The organism is Massilia sp. UMI-21, assembly GCA_015277795.1.
Taxonomy (GTDB): Bacteria; Pseudomonadota; Gammaproteobacteria; order Burkholderiales; family Burkholderiaceae_D; genus Telluria.
In genome coordinates this window covers 5,215,961-5,234,192 of record CP063848.1, presented here as the reverse complement: position 1 = coordinate 5,234,192, position 18,232 = coordinate 5,215,961, and the positions used below count along the sequence as shown (strand labels likewise).

At 66.3% G+C, this 18,232-nt stretch carries 15 protein-coding genes; 10 read left to right on the top strand and 5 right to left on the bottom strand.

The features are described 5' to 3' along the window. Window positions 1-4: 4 nt before the first annotated feature. From IM543_23025 to IM543_23015, 3 genes are all read left to right on the top strand, one after another. Window positions 5-1,129, top strand: coding sequence for an aminopeptidase (locus IM543_23025; GenBank protein QOY96829.1), 1,125 nt, complete (start codon window positions 5-7; stop codon window positions 1,127-1,129). 156 nt (window positions 1,130-1,285) lie between these two features. Beyond that, entirely contained in the window at window positions 1,286-2,971 is a 1,686-nt protein-coding gene (locus IM543_23020; GenBank protein QOY94313.1) for a long-chain-fatty-acid--CoA ligase, read from the top strand. Window positions 2,972-3,075: 104 nt separating this feature from the next. Next, window positions 3,076-4,758: a long-chain-fatty-acid--CoA ligase gene (locus IM543_23015; protein QOY94312.1), complete on the top strand. Its 1,683-nt coding sequence runs from the start codon at window positions 3,076-3,078 to the stop codon at window positions 4,756-4,758. 6 nt (window positions 4,759-4,764) lie between these two features. Here IM543_23015 and IM543_23010 read toward each other — a convergent pair whose 3' ends face one another. Together IM543_23010 and IM543_23005 are read right to left on the bottom strand one after the other, a co-directional pair. Then, window positions 4,765-6,342, bottom strand: a complete 1,578-nt coding sequence (locus IM543_23010; protein QOY94311.1) for an alkaline phosphatase D family protein — start codon at window positions 6,340-6,342, stop codon at window positions 4,765-4,767. A 4-nt stretch (window positions 6,343-6,346) separates the two neighbouring features. After that, on the bottom strand, window positions 6,347-6,787 hold the full coding sequence (locus IM543_23005) for an acyl-CoA thioesterase (protein ID QOY94310.1): 441 nt from the start codon (window positions 6,785-6,787) through the stop codon (window positions 6,347-6,349). Between the two features lie 62 nt (window positions 6,788-6,849). Between IM543_23005 and IM543_23000 the strand changes: the two genes are divergently transcribed. Next, the gene (locus tag IM543_23000; protein QOY94309.1) at window positions 6,850-8,709 is read left to right on the top strand and encodes an ABC transporter ATP-binding protein/permease; all 1,860 of its coding nucleotides are present in this window, start codon (window positions 6,850-6,852) and stop codon (window positions 8,707-8,709) included. Window positions 8,710-8,751: 42 nt separating this feature from the next. Here the strand turns inward: IM543_23000 and IM543_22995 are convergent, their stop codons facing one another. After that, the gene (locus IM543_22995) at window positions 8,752-10,038 is read right to left on the bottom strand and encodes an amidohydrolase family protein (GenBank protein ID QOY94308.1); all 1,287 of its coding nucleotides are present in this window, start codon (window positions 10,036-10,038) and stop codon (window positions 8,752-8,754) included. Between the two features lie 91 nt (window positions 10,039-10,129). Beyond that, window positions 10,130-11,392: a dicarboxylate/amino acid:cation symporter gene (locus tag IM543_22990; protein QOY94307.1), complete on the bottom strand. Its 1,263-nt coding sequence runs from the start codon at window positions 11,390-11,392 to the stop codon at window positions 10,130-10,132. Window positions 11,393-11,609: 217 nt separating this feature from the next. Here IM543_22990 and IM543_22985 point away from each other — a divergent pair, with 217 nt between their 5' ends. From IM543_22985 to IM543_22960, 6 genes are all read left to right on the top strand, one after another. Beyond that, window positions 11,610-12,335 carry an amino acid ABC transporter ATP-binding protein gene (locus IM543_22985; protein QOY94306.1) on the top strand — a complete coding sequence of 242 codons (726 nt, stop codon included), beginning with the start codon at window positions 11,610-11,612 and terminating at the stop codon, window positions 12,333-12,335. A gap of 86 nt (window positions 12,336-12,421) precedes the next feature. Further along, entirely contained in the window at window positions 12,422-13,471 is a 1,050-nt protein-coding gene (gene pyrC / locus IM543_22980) for a dihydroorotase (protein QOY94305.1), read from the top strand. Between the two features lie 6 nt (window positions 13,472-13,477). Further along, a complete protein-coding gene (locus tag IM543_22975) occupies window positions 13,478-14,272 on the top strand; it encodes a DUF3025 domain-containing protein (GenBank protein ID QOY94304.1) in 795 nt (264 codons plus the stop codon). 23 nt (window positions 14,273-14,295) lie between these two features. Next, window positions 14,296-15,324 (top strand): Gfo/Idh/MocA family oxidoreductase, encoded by a 1,029-nt coding sequence (locus IM543_22970; GenBank protein ID QOY94303.1) that lies wholly within the window; start codon window positions 14,296-14,298, stop codon window positions 15,322-15,324. Between the two features lie 64 nt (window positions 15,325-15,388). Then, on the top strand, window positions 15,389-15,727 hold the full coding sequence (locus tag IM543_22965) for a hypothetical protein (protein QOY94302.1): 339 nt from the start codon (window positions 15,389-15,391) through the stop codon (window positions 15,725-15,727). Window position 15,728: 1 nt separating this feature from the next. Further along, window positions 15,729-16,097, top strand: coding sequence for a VOC family protein (locus IM543_22960; protein QOY94301.1), 369 nt, complete (start codon window positions 15,729-15,731; stop codon window positions 16,095-16,097). A 36-nt stretch (window positions 16,098-16,133) separates the two neighbouring features. Here IM543_22960 and recG read toward each other — a convergent pair whose 3' ends face one another. Beyond that, the gene (recG, locus tag IM543_22955; protein ID QOY94300.1) at window positions 16,134-18,197 is read right to left on the bottom strand and encodes an ATP-dependent DNA helicase RecG; all 2,064 of its coding nucleotides are present in this window, start codon (window positions 18,195-18,197) and stop codon (window positions 16,134-16,136) included. Between the last annotated feature and the right edge of the window lie 35 nt (window positions 18,198-18,232).

Genomic DNA, 18,232 nt, shown 5'->3' with positions numbered 1-18,232 from the left:
CCTGATGGCCGCCGCAGCGGCGGCCCTGATGTTGTCAAGCTGCTCATCCCTCAGTTCCTCTCTTTCCTACTACTCCCAGGCCGCCCAGGGCCAGCTCGAACTGCTGACGGATTCCCGTCCGATCGATGACTGGCTGGCCGATCCCGCCACCAATACCAGGCTGCGCCACCGCCTCGAAGCGGCGCGCCAGATCCGGCGCTACGCCATCCAGGAACTGGCGCTGCCCGACAACGGCAGCTACACCAACTTCACCAACATCAAGCGTCCCTACGTGCTGTGGAACGTGGTCGCCACGCCCGAGCTGTCGCTGAAGCCCATGCAGTGGTGCTTCCCGGTGGCCGGCTGCGTGAACTACCGCGGCTACTACAGCAAGCGGGAAGCCCAGGCCTATGCGAGACAACTGCGCAGCCAGGGCCACGACGTGGAAGTGGGCGGCGTCAGCGCCTATTCGACCCTGGGCTGGTTCAGCGACCCCCTGATCTCGACATTCATCCACTACCCGGACGCCGAGCTGGCGCGCCTGATCTTCCATGAGCTGGCGCACCAGGTGGTCTACGTGCCGGGCGATTCGAAGTTCAACGAATCCTTCGCCAGCGCGGTCGAGCAGGCCGGCGTCGAAGGCTGGCTGGAGCGCTTCGGCAACCCGGCGATGGTCGAGGCCTTCGAGCGCTACACGGCGCGTAAAAGGGACTTCATGGCGCTGCTGGTGCGCTACCGCGGCGAACTCGAGAAGACCTATGCCAGCGCCATGAGCCGCGACGAGAAACGCAGCACCAAGTCACGCCTGTTCATCGCGCTGAAGGACGACTACCAGGTACTGAAGGCCAATTGGGGCGGCTATTCCGGCTACGACCGCTTCTTCGCCGAGCCGCTGTCGAATGCCCACCTGGCCTCGATCGCCACCTACAACGACTTCGTCCCGGCCTTTCGTGCGCTGCTGCGCAAGGAGCGTTCCTGGGGCGCCTTCTACAAATCGGTCAGGCGGCTTGCCGCGCTGGACAAGACCGACCGCCACCGTGTGCTGGCGACGCTGGCGGCGCCGCCCCTCACCGTACCGCTCGTGGTGCAGCGCACCATGGGCGAGGGAACCGGTTTGGAAACGGGTTTGGGAACGGGTTTGGCAAGATAAGCTCATGTAGAGGACACGTTCCAATCGACTTAAAAGAACTTGCGTCAGTTGTCGCTGCCCGATAGCATCACAAACAGGCGATAGCAAAGGCGCAAGCTTCGCGCGCGCGCGGCCGCTCGGACCACAACGACAATATACGAGACAAAAGGGCACCCGATGGACAAGATCTGGCTGAAGTCGTACCCCCCGAACGTACCAAGCGAAATCAACCCGGACCAGTACGGCTCACTGGTGCACATGCTGGAGGAATCCTTCAACAAGTACGCCGACCGCAACGCCTACGTCTGCATGGACAAGTACCTGACCTACGGCGAACTGGACGCCTGCTCCAGGAAGCTGGCGGCCTGGCTGCAGAGCCGCGGGATGGAGCGCGGCGCGCGCGTGGCGATCATGATGCCGAACGTGCTGCAGTATCCGATCGCGATCGCGGCCGTGCTGCGCGCCGGCTACACGGTGGTCAACGTGAACCCGCTGTACACGCCGCGCGAACTCGAGCACCAGATCAAGGACTCGGGCAGCGAAGCGATCATCGTGCTCGAGAACTTCGCGCACACGGTGCAGCAGGTCATGGGCAAGACCCCGCTCAAGCACGTGGTGGTGGCGAGCATGGGCGAGATGCTGGGCGGCGCAAAAGGCATGCTGGTCAATTTCGTGGTCCGGACAATCAAGAAGATGGTGCCGGAATACTCGCTGCCGAACATGGTGCGCTTCAAGGAGACGCTGTCGCAGGGCGCGAAGATGCCGTTCACGAAGGTCGAGCTCAAGTCGTCGGACGTCGCTTTCCTGCAGTACACCGGCGGCACCACCGGCGTGTCGAAAGGCGCGACGCTCACGCACCGCAACGTGATCGCCAACGTGCTGCAGACCGAAGCCTGGTCGGCGCCGGCCATGGGGCAGTCGAACGAGCAGACCGTGATCGTGTGCGCGCTGCCGCTGTACCACATCTTCGCGCTGACGGCCTGCGCGATGTGGGGCATGCGCACCGGCGCGCTGAACATCCTGATCGTGAATCCGCGCGACATCCCGGCTTTCATCAAGGAGCTGGGCAAGTACAAGGTCAACATGCTGCCGGCGGTGAACACGCTGTACAACGCGCTGGTGAACCACCCCGACTTCGCCAGCCTGGACTTCTCGGGCCTGAAGGTGTCGAACGGCGGCGGCATGGCGGTGCAGAAGGCCGTCAACGACAAATGGAAGCAGATCACCGGCTCCAGCATCATCGAGGGCTACGGCCTGTCGGAGACCGCGCCGGTGGCCACCTGCAACCGCGCCGACGTGAAGGACTTCACCGGCACCATCGGCCTGCCGATCCCGTCCACCGACATCGCGATCCTGGACGACGAAGGCAAGCCGATGGGCGTCGGCCAGATCGGCGAGATCGCGATCCACGGCCCGCAGGTGATGGCTGGCTACTGGAACCGCCCGGACGAAACGGCCAAGGTCATGACGCCGGATGGCTATTTCAAGTCCGGCGACGTCGGCATCATGGACGAGAACGGCTACGTGAAGATCGTCGACCGCAAGAAGGACATGATCCTGGTCTCGGGCTTCAACGTCTACCCGAACGAGCTGGAAGGCGTGATCGCCGGCCACCCGGGCGTGCTGGAATGCGCCGTGATCGGCGTGCCGGACGAGCATTCCGGCGAAGCGGTGAAGGTGTTCGTGGTGCGCAAGGACCCGAACCTGACCACCGAGCAGCTGATGGATTACTGCAAGCAGCAGTTCACCGGCTACAAGAAACCGAAGTACATCGAGTTCCGCGACGAGCTGCCGAAGACCAATGTCGGCAAGATCCTGCGGCGCGCATTGCGGGACGAGAAGCAGGCGGAAACCACCGCCTGACGCAGCACGACGGCCGGCCTGAAGGGCGGGCCTGCGAAGCCGCCCGTGTCCCGGGCGGCTTCGCGTTTTATTGGACAGTATCAGACACGGAAGGTGAGGCACGGATGGACAAGTTTTGGCTCAAGTCGTACGAGGAGGGGGTGCCCGCGGAGATCGACCCGACGCAGTACCGCTCCCTGACGCATCTGCTGGAGGAGGCGTTCCGCAAGTACGCCGACCGCCAGGCCTATGCGTGCATGGGCAAGACCCTGACGTTCTCCGAACTGGACCGCCTGTCCAGCCGCATGGCCGCCTGGCTGCAGGGCAAGGGCCTCAAGCCCGGCGCGCGCGTGGCCATCATGCTGCCGAACGTGCTGCAGTATCCGGTGGCGATGGCCGCAGTGCTGCGCGCCGGCTACGTCATCGTCAACGTCAATCCGCTGTACACCCCGCGCGAACTGCAGCACCAGCTCAAGGATTCGGGCGCCGAGGCCATCGTGGTGCTGGAAAACTTTGCCCACACGCTGGAGCAGGTCATCCAGCACACCCAGGTCAAGCACGTGGTGGTGGCGAGCATGGGCGACCTGCTGGGCGGCGTGAAGGGCCTGCTGGTCAACCTGGTGGTGCGCAAGGTCAAGAAGATGGTGCCGGCCTGGTCGCTGCCGGGCTCGATCGCTTTCAAGCGCATGCTGGCCGAGGCTTCCGGCGCGACCCTGCATCCGGTCGCCATCGGCCATGACGACATCGCCTTCCTGCAGTACACCGGCGGCACCACCGGCGTCTCGAAGGGCGCGGTCCTGCTGCACAAGCACGTGATCGCCAACGTGCTGCAGAACGAAGCCTGGTTCGGGCCGACTTTAGCCAAGCTCAAGCCCGGCGAGCAGGCGCAGTTCGTGTGCGCGCTGCCGCTGTACCACATCTATGCGCTGACCGTCTGCGCGCTGCTGGGCCTGCGCGTGGGCGGCATGAACCTCCTGATCCCGAACCCGCGCGACATCCCCGGCTTCATCAAGGAGCTGGCCGACTTCCGCATCAACATCTTCCCGGCCGTGAATACCCTGTACAACGGCCTGGTGAACAACCCGGAATTCGCCAAGCTCGATTTCTCGGGCCTCCTGGTGTGCCCGGGCGGCGGCATGGCGGTGCAGAAGGCGGTGGCGGACAAGTGGCTGGCGATCACGGGTATTCCGATCGTCGAGGGCTACGGCCTGTCGGAGACCTCGCCGGTGGTCACCGCCAACCGCTGCGACATCACGAACTTCACCGGCACCATCGGCCTGCCGCTGCCCTCGACCGAGATCCGCATCCTGGACGAAGCCGGCAACCAGGTTCCGTTCGGCACCGCCGGCGAAATCGCCGTGCGCGGCCCGCAGGTGATGGCCGGCTACTGGCAGCGCGACGACGAGACGGCCAAGGTCATGACCCCGGACGGTTTCTTCAAGACAGGCGACGTCGGCATCATGAACGACGAGGGCTATACCCGCATCGTCGACCGCAAGAAGGACATGATCCTGGTGTCGGGCTTCAACGTCTACCCGAACGAGGTCGAAGACGTGGTGGCCGCGATGCCGGGCGTGCTGGAAGTAGCCTGCGTCGGCGTGCCGGACCAGCACTCGGGCGAGGCGGTCAAGCTGTACATCGTCAAGAAGGACCCGGCGCTCAGCGGCGACCAGGTCATGGCGTACTGCAAGGAGCAGCTCACCGGCTACAAGCGTCCCAAGTTCGTGGAATTCCGCGAGACGCTGCCGAAGACCAACGTCGGCAAGATCCTGCGGCGCGAGCTGCGCGACGAGAAGACGTCGGCCTGAAGCTCGTCAGGCCAGGCGCTCGGCGCCGGCCACGCCATCGGCCACGCGGAACGCAGCCAGTTCCGCGATGGCCGACTTCGCATCGCGCACGTCGTCCAGCCCCATGAAGTGCGTCAGCGTTTCTTTCTGCCCCACCTCCAGCAGCATGTAGCCGCGCCGGTCGCTGCGCCCGTACAGCAGGTGCGGGTTGTTGTCCACGTGTGCCAGCGTGCGCTCCTGCGAGCGTGAATTCGAGGTCACCGAGGTGCCCACGAATTCCGTCGCCACCACCGCATTCTGCTTCGATGCCGGCCTGGAGAAATCCGGGCGCAGCGAGGCCGCATAGAAGGTGTGCACGTCTCCTCCCAGCACCAGCGGATTATGCGCGCCGTGCTTCACGATGGTGTCGAGCAGGCGCCTGCGCGCCGCCGGGTAGCCGTCCCAGCCGTCGGTCCAGAAGCGCCCGTCATCGGGCTTCACGACCGGCACGCTGCTCGACTGCGCCATCAGGGTCTGCTGCGCCAGGATGTTCCAGGTCGCGCGCGAGCTCGTCAATCCCTGTTCCAGCCAGGCTTCCTGCCGCGCCCCCAGCATCGTGCGGCGTGGGTCGCGCAATGCATCGCAGGCGCGCGCGAACACGGCGTTCGAGCCGCCGCGCGTGGTGGACTTGGCGCACGCCTGCGGCGAGCGATACTGGCGGTCGTCGAGCACGTGCAGGCGCGCCAGCCGCCCCCAGTCATAGCGCTGGAACAGCGGCACCGACGCGAAGCCGTCGCGTGTCACCCGCGGCAGGCGCAGCGGCATGTGTTCGTAAAAAGCCTGGTAGGCGGCGGCGCGCCGGGCTGCGAAGTGCTGCGCCATGCGTTCGTCGCGCAGGCCGGCGTAATCGTTGGCCACCTCGTGGTCGTCCCAGGTCACGATCCAGGGCGCGGCGTGGTGCGCCGCCTGCAGGTCGGGGTCGCTCTTGTACTGCGCATAGCGCTTGCGGTAGTCCGGCAGCGTGAACGATTCGTCGCTGCGCACCGCCCGGTCCGGATGGCGCAGCTGGTAGGGGCCCCACTCGTAGATGTAGTCGCCAAGGAAGGCGACCAGGTCGGGATGGCTGGCCGCGATGTGGCGGTGCGCCGCATAGCTGCCGAACTCCCAGTGCTGGCAGGAGGCTACCGCCAGCCTGAGCCCGGCCGGCATCTCGTCGCGGGCCGGCGCGGTGCGGGTTCGGCCGACCGGGCTGACGGCGTCGCCCAGCATGAAGCGGTACCAGTACCAGCGCCCCGGCGCCAGGCCTCTCACGTCCACGTGCACGCTGTGCGCCAGTTCGGGCGCGGCGAGCGCCGTGCCTTTCGCGGCAATCCTGTGAAAGCCTTCGTCGGCGGCGACTTCCCAGCGCGCCGTCAGTGCGACCGGCGGCGTGGATTCGGGCTTGAGCGGGTCGCTCAGGATGCGGGTCCAGAGAATGACGGCATCGGGCAGCGGCGAGCCGGACGCGACGCCCAGGCTGAAGGGGTAGGGGCCTTTCGAGCCCGATGCGCAGCCGGCCAGGCTGCCGCCGGCCAGCGCACTCGAGAAGCGCGCCGCGTCGAGCAGGAAGGAGCGACGCGACGCCATTGGCCTAGCTATGCGAAATGAGCGAGTCGAGCGGCGGCAGCTGGCGCGGCTTGCGGTCCGGGCCGGTGGCGACATAGGTCAGCTGCGCCTCGGTCACTTTCACCACATCCGCCTGCAGGCGGTTGCGCTCGGCATAGACTTCGACGCATACGGTGATCGAGGTATTGCCGACCTTGACGATGTTGGCATAGAAGGACAGCAGGTCGCCCACGAACACGGGCTGCTTGAACAGGAAGGAATTCACGGCGATCGTCGCCACGCGTCCGTTCGCGCGGCGGGTGGCCGGCAGCGAGCCGGCGACGTCGACCTGGGCCATGATCCAGCCGCCGAACACGTCGCCGTACACGTTGGCATCGGACGGCGCGGGCATCACGCGCAGCTCCGGCATCTTGCCTTCTGGCAGGCGGGTGGTCGGGGCGGCGGCGGCATTTTGTGGCGTGGTCATCTTGTTTTCTCGGTAAAAGCTACAATCGTCCCGAATTGAACCATAAATCCCCCAGCCCTGCCATGCGCCGCACACCCTCCAGTAACGTACCCCTGCCGCCCGATTCGAAGGGCGTTCCCCGCAATGACTGGGCCACCCTGCGCACCCTGTTCCCTTATCTGTGGGTTTACAAATGGCGGGTGCTGGCCGCGCTCGGCGCGCTGATCGGCGCCAAGATGGCCAACGTCGGCGTGCCGCTGGTGCTCAAGCAGCTGATCGACCAGCTCACGATCGACCCGAAAGACCCGCAGGCGCTGCTGGTGCTGCCGCTCGGGGCGCTGGTCGCCTACGGCCTGCTGCGCCTGTCCACCACGGTGTTTACCGAGCTGCGCGAGTTCCTGTTCGCGCGCGTGACGCAGCGCGCGGTGCGCACCATCGCATTGAAAGTGTTCCGCCACCTGCACGCGCTGTCGCTGCGCTTCCACCTGAACCGCCAGACCGGCGGCATGACGCGCGACATCGAGCGCGGCACGCGCGGCGTGAATTCCCTGATTTCCTACTCGCTGTTCAACGTGCTGCCGACGCTGGTGGAAATGACGCTGGTGCTCGGTTACCTGGTGCTCAACTACGACATCTGGTTCAGCGTGATCACCGCGGTGGCGCTGAGCAGCTACATCGCGTTCACCGTGATCGTGACCGAGTGGCGCACGCACTTCCGGCGCACCATGAACGAGCTCGATTCCAAGGCGAATACCAAGGCCATCGACTCGCTGCTCAACTACGAAACCGTGAAATACTTCGGCAACGAGGAGTACGAGGCCACGCGCTACGACCAGGGCCTGCAGAACTACGAGAACGCCGCGGTGCGTTCGCAGACCTCGCTGTCGTTCCTGAACACCGGCCAGTCGCTGATCATCGCCACCGCGGTCACCCTGATCCTGTGGCGCGCCACCGAAGGCGTGATCGCCGGCACCATGACCCTGGGCGACCTGGTGCTGGTCAACTCCTTCATGATCCAGTTGTACATTCCGCTGAACTTCCTCGGCGTGATCTACCGCGAGATCAAGCAGAGCCTGGCCGACATGGAGCGCCTGTTCTCGCTGCTCGACCAGAACCGCGACGTGGCCGACGGCCCGCATGCGCAGCCGCTGGTGACCGATGTCGCCAACAACGGCGCGCAGGTCGAGTTCTCGCACGTCGAGTTCAGCTACGAAGCCAAGCGCCAGATCCTGTTCGACGTCGATTTCACTATTCCCGCGGGCACCACGACCGCGGTGGTGGGGCATAGCGGCTCGGGCAAGTCGACCCTGTCGCGCCTGCTGTTCCGCTTCTACGACGTGAACGGCGGCGCGATCCGCATCGACGGCCAGGACCTGCGCGACATCACGCAGGCCTCGCTGCGCGCGGCGATCGGCATCGTGCCGCAGGACACGGTGCTGTTCAACGACACCATCGAGTACAACATCGCGTATGGCCGCCCGGGCGCCTCGCGTGACGACATCGTGGCGGCGGCGCGCGCGGCCTCGATCCACGACTTCATCGAGAGCCTGCCGGACGGCTATGCCAGCATGGTGGGCGAGCGCGGCCTGAAGCTGTCGGGCGGCGAGAAGCAGCGCGTGGCGATCGCGCGCACGCTGCTCAAGAACCCGGCGATCCTGATTTTTGATGAGGCGACCTCGGCGCTGGATTCGAAGTCGGAGCAGGCGATCCAGGCGCAGCTGAAGGAAATCGCCAAGGACCGCACCACCCTGGTGATCGCGCACCGCCTGTCGACCATCGCCGACGCGCAGCAGATCATCGTGCTGGACCACGGCCGCATCGTCGAACGCGGCACGCACGGCGCACTGCTGGCGGCGCGCGGGCTGTATCAGCAGATGTGGGAACGGCAGCTGGCGCGGCCGGATGAAGAGCTGGCTTCTCCGCCGCTGGAGGCGGCCAAGTGAGAAGGTGGGCGCCGTAGCACACGGCGCCCATGGTGCACGATGTTACGGCTGCTTGTAGACCACGCCGTCCTTCATCACGAACTTGACCTGCTCGAGGGTCTTCACGTCGCGCAGCGGATCGCCTTCGACCGCGATGATGTCGGCGGCAAAGCCCGGCTCCACCGAACCCAGGCGCTTGTCCTGGTCGAGCAGGGTGGCTGCGTGCACGGTCGCGGCGCGGATCGCCTCGACGGGCGACATGCCGGCTTCCACCATGTAGCCGAATTCCTTGGCATTCTCGCCGTGCGGGAACACGCCGGCGTCGGTGCCGAAGGCGATCTTGACGCCGGCCTTGTGGGCGCGCGCGAAGGTGGCCTGCAGCTGCGGGCCGATCGCCGCCGCCTTTGGACGCACCAGGGCCGAATAGTAGTTCGGGTCCCTGGCCTTGTCCGCCACGTAGCGGCCGGCCGAAATGGTCGGCACGTACCAGTGGCCGGTCTTCTTGAACAGGGCGATCACCTCGTCGTCCATCAGGGTGCCGTGCTCGATCGAGTCGACCCCGGCGCGCAGCGCGCGCTTCATGCCCTCGGCGCCGTGGGCGTGGGCCGCGACCCGGAAGCCGTAGTCCTTGGCGGTGCTGACGATGGCCTTGAGCTCGTCTTCGGTGTACTGCGAGTTCTGGCCGTTGGCGGCCTGGCTCAGCACGCCGCCGGTGGCGGTAATCTTGATCAGGTCGGCGCCTTCCTTGTAGCGCTGGCGCACGGCCTGGCGGCCTTCTTCCGGGCTGTCGATCACGCCCTGCTCGGGGCCGGGCGTGCCCACTTTCTCGCTCAGGAAGTGCGACAGGTTGTTGGTCGGGTCGGCGTGGCCGCCGGTGGTGGCGATCGACTTACCCGCCGTGAACATGCGCGGGCCGGGAATCTCGCCGGCCGCAATGGCGCGCTTGAGCGACACGTTCAGGCCATCGGCCGCGCCCAGGTCGCGCACCGTGGTGAAGCCGGCCATCAGGGTACGGCTGGCATATTTCACCGAACGCAGGGCCATGTCGGCCGGATCGGCGGTCAGGCGGTCGCGGTAGGCGTCCACGGCCGGCGCCGTTTCGCTGGTCAGGTGCACGTGCATGTCGATCAGGCCCGGCAGGCAGGCGTGGCGCGACAGGTCGACATTCCCCTGGGCCTGGGTCGTCGGCCCGACCGACTTCACCACGCCATTCTCGACCACAATGCTGACGCGCTCGCGCCAGCTGCCGCTCTTGACGTCCAGCAGGCGGCCGCAGTCGATGGTCTGGGTGGCGGCGCTGGCGCCGGTCGCGACCAGCAGCAGGCCTGCCGCGGTGCTCAGTTTTTTCATGTCTCGCTCCTCATGTTGTTATAGGCAGTGATGGAAAAAAGGCCCTCCATTGCTGGAAGGCCTTCGGTAGTGCAATCGCTTCGCGGCGTTGTCAGCGCAGCGGCGAGATGGCCGGATCCTTGTTCGGATCCGCCAGGTCGCCTTCCCACTTCGCGACCACGGCGGTGGCGATGCCGTTGCCGATCACGTTGGTGGCCGAACGGGCCATGTCCAGGAAGTGGTCGATGCCCAGCAGGAGCAGCAGGCCGGCTTCCGGGATGTTGAACTGGGCCAGGGTGGCGGCGATCACGACCAGCGAGGCGCGCGGCACGCCGGCCATGCCTTTCGAGGTCAGCATCAGCACCAGCATCATGGTCAGCTGGGTCGACAGCTCCAGCTCGATGCCGTAGGCCTGGGCGATGAACACGGCCGCGAAGGTGCAGTACATCATCGAGCCGTCGAGGTTGAACGAGTAGCCGATCGGCAGCACGAAGGCGGCCAGGCGGTTCTTGACGCCGAAGCGCTCCAGGCCCTCCAGGGTCTTCGGGAAGGCCGCTTCCGACGAGGCGGTCGAGAAGGCCAGGATGGTCGGGCCGCGCAGTTCGGCGATCAGGCGCAGCACGCGCGGGCCGAGGAAGGCCATGCCGATCAGGATCAGCACCACCCACAGCAACAGGATGCCGACATAGAACTCGGCCATGAAGATGCCGTAGGTCGACAGCACGCCCAGGCCGCTCTTGGCGATGATGCCGGCCACCGCCGCGAACACGGCGATCGGCGCGAAGTTCATCACGTAGCCGGTCAGCTTCAGCATGATGTGGGCGATACCGTCCACCGCGTCGATCAGCGGCGTGGCGCGGGCGCCGACGGCCGCCGCCGCGGTGCCGAAGAAGACCGAGAACACGACGATCTGCAGGATCTCGTTGCGGGCCATGCCGTCGAAGATCGAGGTCGGAATCAGGTGGGTGATGAAGTCCTTCATGGTCAGGCCGGTGGTGGTGATGCCCGACGCGGTGCCGACCGGCGGCACCGCACCCGACAGCGCCATGGCGTCGCCCGGACGGAACAGGTTCACCAGGATCAGGCCCAGCGACAGCGAGATGAGCGAAGCGATGAAGAACCAGCCCAGCGCCTTGATGCCGATGCGGCCCACTTCCTTGGCGTCGCCCATCTTGGCGATGCCGACCACCAGGGTCGAGAAGACCAGCGGTGCGATGATCATCTTGATCAGGCGAAGGAACATGGTGGTGATCAGCGACATGGTGTCCGCGAATCCGGCCGGGTCCGCCAGATTGATGTTGGCCACATAGCCGACGACGATCCCCAGCGCGAGGCCGACCAGGATATAGGTTGTCAGGCGGTTCTTTTTATCCATAATGCTTCCTGTCTCGTGGAGCTGTGCAAAACCCGCGGCAGGGATCGCACTGTCGCAAGGCGAATAATCGGGTGAAATCCGGGGAGAACGGCGGGTCGTTCTGGTAGGTAAGGCAAGTTCCGAAGTATCCTTGTCGCTAGAAATGCTGTCAAGCATGCTTACAACGCGTGCAACAGTGCGCAACAGCCGTCGCGGACGGCGCAAATACAGGCACCAGATGATCGAAATCGAGAATGTCAGCAAGTGGTACGGCAATGTACAAGTGCTGCGCGACTGCAGTACCCGGGTCGCGCGCGGCGACGTGGTCGTGGTATGCGGGCCGTCCGGCTCGGGCAAATCCACCCTGATCAAGACCGTCAACGGGCTGGAACCCTTTCAGGAAGGACAGGTGCGGGTGGACGGCATTCCGGTGGGCGACCCCAGGACCGATCTGCCGCAGCTGCGTGCGCGCATCGGCATGGTGTTCCAGAACTTCGAACTGTTCCCGCACCTGTCTGTACGCGAAAACCTGACACTTGCCCAGGTCAAGGTGCTGGGCCGCAGCAAGACGGAAGCGCTCGAGCGCGGCCTGGCCTATCTCGACCGCGTCGGCCTGCTGGCGCACAAGGACAAGTTCCCGAGCCAGCTCTCGGGCGGGCAGCAGCAGCGGGTGGCGATCGCGCGCGCGCTGGCGATGGATCCGGTGGCGATGCTGTTCGACGAGCCCACCTCCGCGCTCGATCCGGAGATGATCGGCGAAGTCCTCGACGTGATGGTCGGGCTGGCGCAAGAAGGCATGACCATGATGGTGGTCACCCATGAGATGGGCTTCGCGCGCAAGGTGGCCGACCGGATCGTTTTCATGGACCACGGCAGCATCGTCGAGGACAGCCCGAAGCAGGACTTCTTCAGCGCCCCGCGTTCGGAGCGGGCACGCGAGTTCCTGGCCCGTATTATTCATTAGTCAAGCTCGCGCCGGGGACGACGCTGGACGCGCTGCGCGGGCGACGCTGCGGGTAAAATGTCGGCATCCGCAATCCGAGAGCCGCCATGTCCCCTATCGACACCCCTGACACCATCACCATCACCCGCCCCGACGACTGGCACCTGCACCTGCGCGACGGCGCGGCGCTGGCCAGCGTCCTGCCGCACAGCGCGCGCCAGTTCGCGCGTGCGATCGTGATGCCGAACCTGAAGCCGCCGGTCACCACCACCGCCATGGCGGCAGCCTACCGCGACCGCATCCTGGCGGCGCTGCCCGAAGGCGTCTCCTTCGAGCCGCTGATGACGCTGTACCTGACCGACAACACCGATCCGGACGAGATCCGCCGCGCCCAGGATTCCGGCTTCGTCCATGCGGTCAAGCTGTACCCGGCCGGCGCCACCACCAATTCCGACGCCGGCGTCACCGACCTCAAGAAGTGCTACCGCGTGCTGGAAGTGATGCAGGAAGTCGGCATGCCGCTGCTGGCGCACGGCGAAGTGACCGACAACGACATCGACCTGTTCGACCGCGAAGCGGTGTTCATCGAGCGCGTGATGCGCCCGCTGCGCAGCGCCATGCCGGTCCTGAAGGTGGTGTTCGAACACATCACTACCAAGGAGGCGGCCCAGTACGTGGCCGAGGCCGAGGGGCCGATCGCGGCCACCATCACCGCCCACCACCTGCTGTACAACCGCAACGAGATCTTCCGCGGCGGCATCCGCCCGCATTACTACTGCCTGCCGGTGCTCAAGCGCGAAGAGCACCGTCTGGCGCTGGTCACCGCCGCCACCAGCGGCGACGAGCGCTTCTTCCTGGGCACCGACTCGGCGCCGCACGCGGTGCATACCAAGTACGCCGCCTGCGGCTGCGCCGGTTGCTATACCGCGCTGCACGCGATGGAGCTGTATGCCGAAGCCTTCGCCCAGGCCGGGGCGCTGGACAAGCTGGAAGCATTCGCCAGCCTGAACGGCCCGGCCTTCTACGGCCTGCCGGTCAACGAAGGCACCATCACGCTCAAGCGCGAAGCCTGGACCCTGCCGGAAACCCTGCCGCTCGGCGAACACCAGCTGGTGCCGCTCAACGCCGGCGAAACCATCAACTGGAAGATGGTGTAAGCCTGCATGCTGTCGCAGATCGACTGGCCGCGTCCGTGGTACGACACGGTGCGGCCCGTTTTCGAAAGCCTGGCGCTGGAGGGTGAGGCGTTCCTCGACGCCTTCAACCGCAGCGCCGCAGCCCTCGGCCTGCGCAACCACCAGGGCCTGCCGCTGCGCTTCGTACCCCAGGACGCGCTGCCCGAAGGCACGGCCTACGAAGCGTTCATCGGCGCCACCGGCCAGGTGCCGACGCGCGACAACCTGCACGACTTCTTCAACGGCCTGGTGTGGCAGAGCTTCCCGCTCATCAAGCGTGAGCTGAACGCCCTGCAGGCGGCGCAGATCGCCCAGGCCGGCGTCGGCAAGTCGCGCGGTCCGGCGCGCGACGCCGCCACCATTTTCGACGAGAACGCCGCGCTGCTGCTGGTGCGCGAGGGCAGCGCCGGACGCGCGCTGGTGGACGCGCTGCGCGCCCACGCCTGGGCCGACGCGCTCCATGAAAAGCGCGCCATGTTCGATGGCGATGTGCGAATCTGGCTGTTTGGCCACGCGCTGATGGAGAAGCTGGTGGCGCCGCGCAAGGCCATCACCGCGCATACGCGCGTCGTCTTCGCCGGGGAGGATGTGCTCGCGCTGGCGCCCGATGCGCAGCGTGCCTGGATCGATACCCACGTGGCGCAGCAGCTGGCCGCCGAAGGCTTGAGCAACGCCGGCTTCACGCCGCTGCCGGTGCTCGGCGTACCGGGATGGTGGCCGGAGCAGGACCTGGATTTTTACCTCGACACAAGCATCTTCCGTCCCAAGCGCCAGGCGCGTTGACGGAAGCACTGAAAGGAATACCGATGGCAAACGCAGTACGCTGGGGCATCCTCGGCACGGGCAAGATCGCGCGCGCCTTCGCCAACGCACTCAAGGACGTGCCCGGCGCCGTGCTGGCGGCGGTCGCATCGCGCAGCCCCGACAAGGCGCAGGCCTTCGCGCAGGAATTCGCGCAGGGATCGACGACAGCCGCCATGGCCTATGGCAGCTACCAGGAGCTGCTTGATGCGGCCGGCATCGACCTGGTGTATGTGGCCACGCCGCATCCCCAGCATGCCGACAACGCCCTGATGGCGCTGCGCGCCGGCAAGGGCGTGCTGGTCGAGAAGCCGTTCACGATGAATCTGCGCGAAGCCGAGCAGGTGGTGACGCTGGCGCGCTCGCGCCGCCTGTTCCTGATGGAGGCGATGTGGACGCGCTACCTGCCGGCCTTCGACGAAGTCAGGCGCATCATTGCCTCCGGCGAGATCGGCACGGTGCACCAGGTAGTGGCGGACTTCGGCTTCACCGCCAACTTTGGCGCCGAACACCGTGTATTCAATCCCGATCTCGGTGGCGGGGCGTTGCTGGACCTGGGCATCTACCCGCTCTCGATCGCAACAGCGCTGCTCGGCCCGGTCGCCGAGATCAGGGCGCAGGCCGAGCTGGGAACCACCGGCGTCGACGTGCAGACCGGCTTCACGCTGCGGCACGAGGGCGGCGGCCTGTCGGTGTGCAGCTGCTCGTTCCAGGCCCGCACCCCCTGCGAGCTGACGGTGTCGGGGACGCGCGGCCACGTGCGCATGAACACCATGTTCCACCGTGCGACCAGCGTCACGGTCAGCCTCGACGACGGCAGCACGCGCACGGTCGATACCCCGTACATCGGCAACGGCTACGTGCACGAAGTGATCGAAGCGCAGCGCTGCCTCAAGGCCGGCCTGCTGGAAAGCCCCGGCATGAAGCTCGAGGAAACGCTGGCGCTGATGGGCGTGATGGACGAGATCCGGCGCCAGATCGGCCTGAGCTACGCGAGCGACCGCGGGAGCGTGCGACGCGCCCATGCGGCTTGAATTGACAAGCCGGGACACTGCGCGAATACTGGGGCGGATCGGCTCACCATCCAGCGGAGTTTCCATGCGCATCGCTTGTTCCCTTGTCCTGGCCGCCGGCCTGTTTTCCAGTGCCGCCGTCTGGGCCGATCCGGTCCCGGCCGACAAGATGGCCTATGTCGGCGCCTGGCAGGGCAAGGACATGCGGCTGTCGCTGTCGAAGGACGGCAAGATCAAGTACCAGCGCGACCAGGAAAAAAAGAAGGTCGACCTCAGCATCGACCTGCTGGGCTTCAATGGCAACCATTTCGATGCCGGCTGGGGCTTCGTGCGCTCCACCTTCGTGGTCAGCAAGCCGCCGCACCGCGAGGGCGGCAGGTGGAAGATGACGGTGGATGGCGTCGAGCTGACCCGGGAGGAATGAGATGGGGCTGCGCACCGTCACCCCCATCCTGCGCATCTTCGACGAAGCCAAGGCGCGCGAATTCTACGTCGGTTTCCTCGGCTTCCAGGTCGACTGGGAGCACCGTTTCGAGCCCGGCCTGCCGCTCTACCTGCAAGTGTCGCGCGGCGCTTGCCGGCTGCACCTGAGCGAACACCACGGCGACTGCTGCCCCGGTGCGGCAATGCGCATCGAGGTCGACGACATCGATGCCTACCACGCTGAACTGGTGGCGCGGCAGTACGGCTACGCCCGCCCGGACATCGGCGACACTCCCTGGGGCTCGCGCGACATGTCGGTGAAGGATCCGTTCGGGAACCGGCTGACGTTTACGAATGCGATCAGTACCTGAGCGCTTCTCGCCGTTCAGTCCGGTATCGATCCCGGCTCAGACCCTCAGGAACTCTTCCCGCCCGCCCAGCCAGCGCGTCAGGTGCGCATCGATGACCGCCATGTACTCCGGCCGGTCGCCGTTGTCCAGCAGGTACTGCGCCACGTCGCGCGCCTTGTCCACGATCCACTGGTCGCTTTCCAGGTCGGCAAAGCGCAGCATCGCTTCGCCCGACTGGCGCGCCCCCAGGAACTCGCCGGGGCCGCGGATCTCCAGGTCGCGCCGCGCGATCTCGAAGCCATCAACGGTCTCGCGCATGGTCAGCAGGCGCTGCTTGGCCACCTGGCCGAGCGGGCTTTGGTACAGCAGCAGGCACACGCTCGCGGCCGAGCCCCGTCCCACGCGGCCGCGCAGCTGGTGCAGCTGCGACAGGCCGAAGCGTTCGGCATGCTCGATCACCATCAGCGAAGCGTTCGGCACGTCGACCCCGACCTCGATCACGGTGGTCGCCACCAGCACGTGGATCTCGCCTGCGATGAAGGCGTCCATGATCAGCTGTTTTTCCGCCGGCTTGAGGCGTCCGTGCACCAGCCCCACCACCAGGTCCGGCAGGGCCTCGGCCAGGGTTTCGTAGGTCTCGGTGGCGGTCTGCAGCTGCAACACCTCGGATTCCTCGATCAGTGGGCAGACCCAGTACACCTGGCGTCCTTCCTGCGCCGCCGCGTGCACGCGCTCGATCACCTCGTCGCGCCGGTTCTGGTCGATGGCGCGGGTGACGATCGGGCTGCGTCCCGGCGGCAGCTCGTCGATGACGGATACCTCGAGGTCGGCGTAGTAGGTCATGGCCAGGGTACGCGGAATCGGCGTGGCGGACATCATGAGCTGGTGCGGCACCAGGCCGTCGCTGCCCTTGTTGCGCAGGGTGAGGCGCTGGCCGACGCCGAAGCGGTGCTGCTCGTCGACGATCACCAGGCCCAGGCGGGCGAACTGCACCGTGTCCTGGATCAGGGCATGGGTGCCGATCACCAGCTTCGCTTCGCCCGACTCGATCAGCTCCTTGGCCGCGTCCTTTTCCTTTTTCTTGAGGCTGCCCGTCAGCCAGGCCACCTTCACGCCGAGCGGCTCCATCCAGGCGGCGATCTTGCGGAAGTGCTGCTCGGCCAGGATTTCGGTGGGCGCCATCAGGGCGGCCTGGTAGCCGCTGTCGATGGCCTGGGCGGCGGCCAGCGCCGACACCACGGTCTTGCCGCTGCCGACGTCGCCCTGCAGCAGGCGCTGCATCGGGTAGCCTTCGCGCAGGTCGGCGCCGATCTCTTTCACGACGCGCTGCTGCGCGCCGGTGAGCTGGAAGGGCAGGGCGTCCAGGAAGGCCGAGGACAGGGCCCCGACCGCAAGCAGCTGCGGTGCGCCTTTTTCGCGCCGGGAGCGCTGCGCCCGCTTCAGGGACAGCTGCTGCGCCAGCAGCTCGTCGAACTTCATGCGGGTCCAGGCCGGGTGGCTGCGCTCGGTGAGCGCATGGTCGTCGACGTCGGCCGGCGGATAGTGCAGCAGGCGCACCGCGGGTTCGAAGTCCCACAGCTGCAGGCGCGAGAGAAAGGCGTTGGGCAGGGTGTCGCGCCAGTCGATGCGCTTCATGGCGTCGGCGATCGCGCGCCGCATCACGGTCTGCGACAGGCCTTCGCCGGCCGGATAGACCGGCGTGAGCGAGCTGGGCAGCGGCGCGCCCTCGTTGATCACCTTGTACGTGGGGTGGACCATCTCGGCGCCGAAGAAGCCGTGTTTCAGTTCGCCCCGCGCGCGTACCCGCACGCCCTCGGACAGCTGCTTGACCTGGCTGCCGTAGAAATTCATGAAGCGCAGCTGCAGCTCGCCGGTGTCGTCGGCGATCTGCACCAGGAGCTGGCGCCGCGGCTTGTACGTGATCTCGTTTTTGGTCACGACCCCTTCGACCTGCCAGGTCTGCAGGCCGCGCATGCTCGCCTCGCGGATCGTGACGACCCGGGTCTCGTCCTCGTAGCGCATCGGCAGGTGCAGCACCAGGTCCATGTCGGTGCGCAGGCCGAGCCGGAGGAGCTTCGATTCGATCGTTTTGGGAGCGGATGTGGTCTTGGTGGCGGGCATATTGCGGCAGTTGAGGCTTTGCTGGCGTAAAATAG

Excerpts from the sequence above, each read along its gene's own strand:
- IM543_22965 (QOY94302.1), top strand. The coding sequence starts at position 15,389 with ATGCGCATCGCTTGTTCCCTTGTCCTGGCCGCCGGCCTGTTTTCCAGT.
- IM543_22960 (QOY94301.1), top strand. The coding sequence starts at position 15,729 with ATGGGGCTGCGCACCGTCACCCCCATCCTGCGCATCTTCGACGAAGCC.
- IM543_22975 (QOY94304.1), top strand. The coding sequence starts at position 13,478 with ATGCTGTCGCAGATCGACTGGCCGCGTCCGTGGTACGACACGGTGCGG.
- IM543_23015 (QOY94312.1), top strand. The coding sequence starts at position 3,076 with ATGGACAAGTTTTGGCTCAAGTCGTACGAGGAGGGGGTGCCCGCGGAG.
- IM543_23025 (QOY96829.1), top strand. The coding sequence starts at position 5 with ATGGCCGCCGCAGCGGCGGCCCTGATGTTGTCAAGCTGCTCATCCCTC.
- IM543_22995 (QOY94308.1), bottom strand. The coding sequence starts at position 10,038 with ATGAAAAAACTGAGCACCGCGGCAGGCCTGCTGCTGGTCGCGACCGGC.
- pyrC (QOY94305.1), top strand. The coding sequence starts at position 12,422 with ATGTCCCCTATCGACACCCCTGACACCATCACCATCACCCGCCCCGAC.
- recG (QOY94300.1), bottom strand. The coding sequence starts at position 18,197 with ATGCCCGCCACCAAGACCACATCCGCTCCCAAAACGATCGAATCGAAG.
- IM543_23000 (QOY94309.1), top strand. The coding sequence starts at position 6,850 with ATGCGCCGCACACCCTCCAGTAACGTACCCCTGCCGCCCGATTCGAAG.
- IM543_23020 (QOY94313.1), top strand. The coding sequence starts at position 1,286 with ATGGACAAGATCTGGCTGAAGTCGTACCCCCCGAACGTACCAAGCGAA.
- IM543_22970 (QOY94303.1), top strand. The coding sequence starts at position 14,296 with ATGGCAAACGCAGTACGCTGGGGCATCCTCGGCACGGGCAAGATCGCG.
- IM543_22985 (QOY94306.1), top strand. The coding sequence starts at position 11,610 with ATGATCGAAATCGAGAATGTCAGCAAGTGGTACGGCAATGTACAAGTG.
- IM543_23005 (QOY94310.1), bottom strand. The coding sequence starts at position 6,787 with ATGACCACGCCACAAAATGCCGCCGCCGCCCCGACCACCCGCCTGCCA.
- IM543_22990 (QOY94307.1), bottom strand. The coding sequence starts at position 11,392 with ATGGATAAAAAGAACCGCCTGACAACCTATATCCTGGTCGGCCTCGCG.
- IM543_23010 (QOY94311.1), bottom strand. The coding sequence starts at position 6,342 with ATGGCGTCGCGTCGCTCCTTCCTGCTCGACGCGGCGCGCTTCTCGAGT.